The sequence below is a fragment of the Streptomyces sp. MA5143a genome, assembly GCF_900290235.1.
Classification (GTDB): Bacteria; Actinomycetota; Actinomycetes; order Streptomycetales; family Streptomycetaceae; genus Streptomyces.
Genome location: NZ_OLMK01000009.1, coordinates 420733 through 427846 on the forward strand (window position 1 = coordinate 420733; position 7114 = coordinate 427846).

Annotated in this window: 4 protein-coding genes; 2 read left to right on the top strand and 2 right to left on the bottom strand. The window is 71.5% G+C overall.

All coding sequences use genetic code 11. The features are described from left to right. The first annotated feature begins 13 nt into the window (after positions 1–13). On the top strand, positions 14–994 hold the full coding sequence (locus SMA5143A_RS04385; RefSeq protein ID WP_107461565.1) for a helix-turn-helix transcriptional regulator: 981 nt from the start codon (positions 14–16) through the stop codon (positions 992–994). 37 nt (positions 995–1031) lie between these two features. Beyond that, positions 1032–2915 carry a rhamnogalacturonan lyase gene (locus SMA5143A_RS04390; RefSeq protein WP_375136453.1) on the top strand — a complete coding sequence of 628 codons (1884 nt, stop codon included), beginning with the start codon at positions 1032–1034 and terminating at the stop codon, positions 2913–2915. A 293-nt stretch (positions 2916–3208) separates the two neighbouring features. On the opposite strand, the gene SMA5143A_RS04395 is transcribed toward SMA5143A_RS04390, so the two are convergent. Both SMA5143A_RS04395 and SMA5143A_RS04400 read right to left on the bottom strand, forming a co-directional pair. Beyond that, a complete protein-coding gene (locus SMA5143A_RS04395; protein ID WP_107461567.1) occupies positions 3209–5905 on the bottom strand; it encodes a cellulose binding domain-containing protein in 2697 nt (898 codons plus the stop codon). A gap of 144 nt (positions 5906–6049) precedes the next feature. Next, positions 6050–7114 (bottom strand): glycoside hydrolase family 48 protein (locus tag SMA5143A_RS04400; protein ID WP_308812027.1); only part of this gene is annotated, 1065 nt, incomplete at its 5' end.

The window sequence follows — 7114 nt, forward strand, 5'->3', positions numbered from 1 at the left end:
TCACCCTGTGTCAGTGAAGTCCAGCCGTCTCGTCGCGATCCTGCTGCTGCTCCAGACCCGGGGCCGCATGACGGCCGCCCGGCTCGCCGAGGAGCTGGAGGTGTCGGTCCGCACGGTCTACCGGGACATGGAGGCGCTCGCCGCCGCCGGCGTCCCGCTGTACGGCGACGCGGGCCACGCCGGCGGCTACCGCCTCCTCGACGGCTACCGCACCCGGCTCACCGGCCTCACCGGCCAGGAGGCCGAGGCCCTGTTCCTCGCGGGCGCCCCCGGCCCCGCCGCCGAACTCGGCCTGGGCGCGGTCCTCGCCGCCGCCCAGCTGAAGGTGCGCGCCGCCCTCCCCGACGCGCTGCGCCCCCACGCCGACCGGGTCGCGGGCCGGTTCCACCTGGACGCCCCCGGCTGGTACGCGGACGCCGACGACACCCCCTTCCTGCCCGCCGTCGCGGACGCCGTCCGGAACGGCCGGGTCCTGCACGTGCTCTACCGCCGCTGGGCCGAGCCCACCGACGTACGGCGCCGCCTCGAACCGTACGGGCTCGTCCTCAAGGCGGGCCGCTGGTACGTCGTCGCCGGGCCGGGACCGCGCACCTACCGGGTCGACCAGATCCTCGAACTCGACGCCACCGAGGAGGGGTTCACCCGCCCCGAGGACTTCGGGCTGGCCGCGTACTGGGCGGCGTACCAGCGCGACTTCCACGACCGGCTGCACCGCGCCGAGGCCGTCGTCCGCCTGGCGCCCGGCACCCGGCTCACCGGCCCGCAAGGACGCGCGGTGGACGCGGGCGGCCGCCTGGACGACGACGGCTGGACCCGGGCCACCGTCCCCGTGGAGTCCCTCGACCGGGCGCACGACGACTTCCTGCGGCTCGGCACCGCGGCGGAGGTCCTGGAGCCCGCCGAACTGCGCGAGCGCATCGCCCGGACGGTCGCCGAACTCGCCGCGAGATACGCACCGCGGGGCGGCAACTCGGGTGCGACCGGCGGCGACTGAGGAGGCGGAACCCGTCTGTCCTCCCGGGAGGTACCCCGTGCAGCACCCGCACGCGCACCACAGACGTACGATCCGCAAGGCCCGCAGGACGATCACCACGCTGGCGGCGGTCGCGCTGACCGCCGCCGGGCTCACCACGTTCGGCGCGCAGCCCGCCGCCGCGGCCGGCGCACGCCAGGTCGAGAAGCTGGACCGGGGCGTGGTCAGCGTGCACACCGACGCCGGCAACCTGGTCGGCTGGCGCTGGCTCGGCACCGACCCGGACACCGTGGCGTTCAACGTGTACCGGGCCGGCACGAAGGTCAACGCGGCCCCGATCACCGGGTCCACCAACTACTTCCACTCCGGCGCGCCCGCCCAGGCCGACTACACCGTGCGCGCCGTCGTGAACGGCGTCGAGCAGGGCGACTCCGCGCACGCCGTGCAGCTGCGCACCGGCTACACGGACGTGCCGATCAGTCCACCCGCCGGCGGCACCACCCCGGACGGGGTGGCGTACACCTACGAGGCCAACGACGCCTCCGTGGGCGACCTCGACGGTGACGGCGCCCTGGAGTTCGTCCTCAAGTGGCAGCCGACCAACGCCAAGGACAACTCCCAGTCCGGCTACACCGGCAACACCGTCGTCGACGGCATCAAGCTCGACGGCACCCGGCTGTGGCGCGTCGACCTGGGCCGCAACATCCGCTCCGGCGCCCACTACACCCAGTTCCAGGTGTACGACTACGACGGCGACGGCAGGGCCGAGGTCGCCATGAAGACCGCGGACGGCACCCGGGACGGCACGGGCGCCGTCATCGGCAGCGCCTTTGCCGACCACCGCAACTCCAGCGGCTACGTCCTGACCGGCCCCGAGTACCTGACCATGTTCGACGGGCAGACGGGCAGGGCCATGCAGTCCGTCGACTACGTCCCCGGCCGCGGCACGGTCTCCTCCTGGGGCGACAGCTACGGCAACCGCGTCGACCGCTTCCTCGCGGGCACGGCGTACCTGGACGGCGCCCGCCCCTCGCTCGTGATGGCCCGCGGCTACTACACGCGTACCGTGATCGCCGCCTGGGACTGGCGGGGCGGCGCCTTCACCCGCCGCTGGACCTTCGACACCAGCTCCTCCACCAACAGCGGCAAGGGCTACGACGGCCAGGGCTCGCACAGCCTGTCCGTCGGCGACGTCGACGACGACGGCCGGGACGAGATCGTGTACGGCGCGATGGCCGTCGACGACAACGGCAGCGGCCTGTGGACCGCCAGGACGGGCCATGGCGACGCCCAGCACCTCGGAGACCTCGACCCCGCCACCCCCGGCCTGGAGTACTTCAAGGTCTCCGAGTCCACCACGCAGCCCGCCGCGCTGTACATCGACCCCGCGAACGGAGTGGTCCGCTGGAGGCTCGCCGCCTGCTGCGACAACGGCCGGGGCGTCGCCGGGGACATCCACGCGGGCAACGACGGCCCCGAGATGTGGTCCGCCTCCGACACCTCCCTCCGCGACCGGGCCGGAGCCACGAAGGGCCGGGAGCCGTCCTCCGTCAACTTCCTGTCCTGGTGGGACGGCGACCCCGTCCGGGAACTCCTCGACGGCACCCGCATCGACAAGTACGGCCCGTCCGGCGACACCCGCCTGCTGACCGGCTCCGGGGTCTCCTCCAACAACGGCACCAAGTCCACTCCCGCCCTCTCCGGCGACATCCTGGGCGACTGGCGCGAAGAGGTCGTCTGGCGCACCAGCGGCAACACCGCCCTGCGGATCTACTCCACCCCGGTCGAGACCGGCACCAGGATCACGACCCTGCTCCACGACACGCAGTACCGCACGGGCCTGGCCTGGCAGAACACCGCGTACAACCAGCCCCCGCACACCAGCTTCTTCATCGGCGCCGGGATGCCCACGCCACCCCGGCCGGTGGTCCACACACCCTGACCGGGATGACGACGCAGACACGAACGGATGTCTTTTCGGCCGTCCTGCTGACGTCGGCCGGTCCGGGCGGGATCATCGTCCGGCCCGCCCCGTCCAGCACGCCGTCACCTCCAGGGCAGCGGCCGAGAAAGACCGTCGATGACCTTGTCCCGTGTCGTCACCGCCGCACCGGCGATCATCATGCTCGTCGCCGCCACGGTGATGCTCCTGTGGTGGATCCGGCACCGTGACGACGAATGAATGAGGGCGCGCGCCGTGACCGGCGCGCGCCCTCGTCGCGTCCCGCTCGGGTGTCAGGTCACCGTGCAGGACTGGTCACCGAGCCGGAAGGCGGTCGGTCTGCCGTTCGTCCCCGACCAGCTTCCGGTGAAGCCGAAGCTCACCGACGATCCCGCCGCGACGTTCGCGTTCCAGGCGATGTTCTTCACCGAGACCGCCGCACCCGACTGGGTGTGGGCCGCGTTCCACAGCTGTGTGACGCTCTGGCCGTTCGGGAAGGACCAGTTGAGGGTCCAGCCCGACCAGGCGCTGGTGCCGGTGTTGGCCAGCCGCACATCGGCCTGGAAGCCGCCCGACCACTGGTTGGTGATCTTGTAGGTCACCGCGCAGGCGCCCGTCGGCTGCGGTTCCGGATCGGGATCCGTACCGCCGCCCCCGCCGCCGCCCGTGTCGGAGGTGTCGCCGTAGATGACGCCGCGACCGTTGGTGGAGAGGTACACCCGGCCGTAGACCCGTGGATCACCCGTGATCGCCGCGCCGGTCCAGCCCCACTGGTGGGCGTCGTCGTTGATCCGCGTCCACGTGGCGCCCTTGTCCGTGGAGCGGAAGATGCCGCGCACCCCGCCGATCCTGGCGCTGGTGTAGAGCGTCTGGTACGAGGCGCCCGCGGCCGCCTTGCCGAAGCCGATGGTGTCGGCCTGCGCGACGTTCGACAGCTTGGTGAAGGTGGCGCCGCCGTCGGTGGAGTGCCACAGCCCGTACGCGCCGCCCGTCTCCCCGCCCGCGAGCCACACATCGCCCTTCGTGCCCGGCAGCGCCTTGAAGCGGACGCTGTCACCGCTCGGCAGGCCACTCGCGTTCGACGCGGTGAAGGTCGCGCCGCCGTCCGTGCTGACGTAGAACTTCCCGGACTTGAAGCCGTAGAAGGTCTTCGGGTCGACCCGGTCGGACTCGACGATCGCGCCGGACGGTATCCCGCTCGACTCCTGCCACGACGTCCCGAAGCCCGTGGTGTACCGCACGCCGGTGCCCGCCGGGCTCCACACGAAGCGGCTGCTGTCCGCGCCGGCCGCGACCGTGCCGCCGCCGCTCACCCCCGAGGGGTCGGTGCCCGCGAACCAGTTGGCGCCGTTGTCCGTGGAGAACGCGATGTGCGGCCCCGAGTCCAGGTCCCCCACCCGGACCACGGTGTTCGGGTTGGTCTCGGCGAAGTCCAGGCTGGTCGTCGTCGTGAAGTTCGGCTGGGTGAACATCATCGACGGGACCTTCGTCAGATCCGTGTGCCGGAAACCGCCGATGTCACCGAGCGCGCTGAGCAGCGGGGCCCCGGACGGGGGAGAGGCGAGGTCGTTGACGGCCGTCTCCTCCAGGCCCCGCACCATGGGCTGCACGGTGAACTTGGTGCCGCTGTCCCAGTTGGCGAGGTTCTCGGTGCCGTAGATCGTCGCGCCCGTCCCGTACATCATGCGGTTCGAGTCGAACGGGTCGATCTCCAGCGACTCCGTCATCCAGCCCAGCTTCGGCGTCTGTTCCGGCGGCGACGGGTTCGCGCCCCACGTCAGCCAAGGCGACGACGAGACGTCCATGGTGAAGCGGTTCTCACGGTTGGGGTACGAGGTGTAGTCCCACGCCTTCGTCCAGGTCGCGCCCTTGTCGGTGGAGCGGAAGATCTGGGTGTCCGGCCACCAGGAGCTGTACGCCGTCGCCATCACCGTGCCCGGCTTCTGGCGGTCCAGCGTGAGCCCGCTGAAGCCGAAGTACGTGTCGGCCTCCGCCACCGGGCTGATGTTCGTCCAGGCCCCCGTCGCCGTCGCGTACCGGTAGAGCCGGCCCTTGCCGCCGTCGTACGGGCCGCCCGTGTCGCTGTACGCCACGTACAGATGGCCGTTCACCGCGTCCAGGACGCCCTTGTGGGCCAGTTGCCCGGTGGGCTGCCCGGCCACCCGTGACCAGGTCGCGCCCGCGTCCGTCGACCGGTAGACCGCGTTCTCCTTGTCGGCGACACCCACGTAGACCGTCTTCGTGGCCGTGCCCGCGCCGCCCGTCGACTCGTCGAAGGTGACCCAGACGATGCCCTGGTTGTCGCTGGAGTACCCGCTCGTGTCGGACGGGTCGGCCACGTAGTTCCCGACGTTCGGGAAGTTCGTCACCTGCGACCAGGTGGCCCCCGAGTCCGTGGACCGCCACAGCCCCTTTCCGCTGGGCGCCCCCAGATACAGCACGCTGTTCTTGTGAGGGTCCACCGCCAGCCGCTCACCCATGCCGCGCCCCGGCATGTTCCCGCCCAGCTTGAACGGCAGACTCGCCTTCTGCCAGCTCGCCCCCCGGTCGGACGAGCGGTAGATCGCGCCGTTTCCCGGGTCCCAGCTGTTGGTGTAGGTGCCGGCCGCCACGTACACCTTGTCCGGGTCGACCGGGTCGGAGGCGAGGCTCACCACACCCGTGTGACCCCAGTCGTCCCAGCCGACGGAGTCCAGCAGCGGCGTCCAGGTCTTCGACGACTCCACCCACCGGTACGCCCCGCCGATGTCCGTGCGGGCGTACGCGAGGTTCTTCTCCTTGCGGTTGAACACGATGCCGGGCACGAACCCGCCACCGTCGATACGGGCGTTCTTCCACGTGTACGTGTCGGCGGCGATCGACACCTTCGCGCCGGCCCGCTCGGCCTGCTCCGCCCGGTCGGCCCGCTCGGCGGCCAGCGCGGGTGGGGAGCCCGCGAGGAGGCCGGCCGCGAGGGCCAGGACGGTGGTGAGGATGCGGGTTCTTCGCACGGTGAAGTCCTCTCCAGGAATGTGGGGGGAGGGATGGACGGGGCGCGAACGGCCGGGCGGCCCCCTGTGCGGGTGGGGACCGCCCGGCCCAGGTCCTGCCCCCGCCGGAGCGCAGGACCTCGTACCCGGAGCTTCAGCGGGGACTTATTCGAGGAGCTCCGCGTACGCACCCATGGCCAGGGCGATGTCCGCCTGGGCCCAGAACCGGTGGTACGTGAACGACGGCGCGGCGCCACCCGCCAGATACGCCTCGATCTTCGACCAGGCCGGGTCGTCCTCGTAGAACGACCGGATCGACTCGAACGTCGACGACGAGTTGATCGCGTCACCGTTCGGCATCGTGCCCGTCCACCCGCTCGGGATGTACACCCGGTCGTCGAACCGGTTGTAGTCCGTACGGGTCTCCGGGACGGCGACCCCGAGCGCGTCCTGGTGGTGCTGCCACAGGCCGTCGAGCAGCGCCTTGGCGACCCGGGCCGCGTCGGCGTCACCGGAGCGGTCGGCGTAGTACGTCAGCGTCTTGGCGTACGAGCCCGCCACGCCGACGTCGTCGGTGTAGTCGGCGACGGTGACGTGCAGCCCGCTGTTGGAGCCGGGGCTGGACGGGTTCCAGGTGTTCGGGGCACCGGACCACTGGAGCGTGGAGGGGATCCGGTACGTCCCGTCGGGGTTGATGGTGGTCTTGGACAGCGCCCACTTGACCCACTTGTCGAGGACCGTCTTCGCGGCGGCGTTGCCCGTCTGCTGGTAGTACTCGGCGACCCGCTCCATGGACCACGTCTGGAAGCCGAACCACTGGTTGGACGGCGGGTCGTGGTACACGGGCTTCTCGTCGTAGTACATGCCGTAGAAGGTCGGCGTCCCGGCCGGGGGAGTGGCGTACCGCCCCGCCCAGCTGTTGGTGGCACCGCCCGCGATGGCGCCCTCGTTCGACTGGAGCCAGCGGTAGAACTCGACCTGGCGGTCGAGGGACTTGGCCCAGTCCGCCTGCCCGGTCGCCGACTTCGGCTTCAGCGGGGCGTAGTTGGCCAGCGCGTACGCGGCCATCGGGTTCTGGTAGCCGCCGTGCGCGTGGCTGGAGCCGATGCGCCAGGCCCAGCCGGCGTTGGTGTCGGTGGCGCCGCCCCACGCGTAGTACCAGGAGAGCAGGTAGAAGGAGGCGTCCTTGCCGGTGCCCGCGGGGCAGGTGGTCGGCCCCACGCAGTTCCC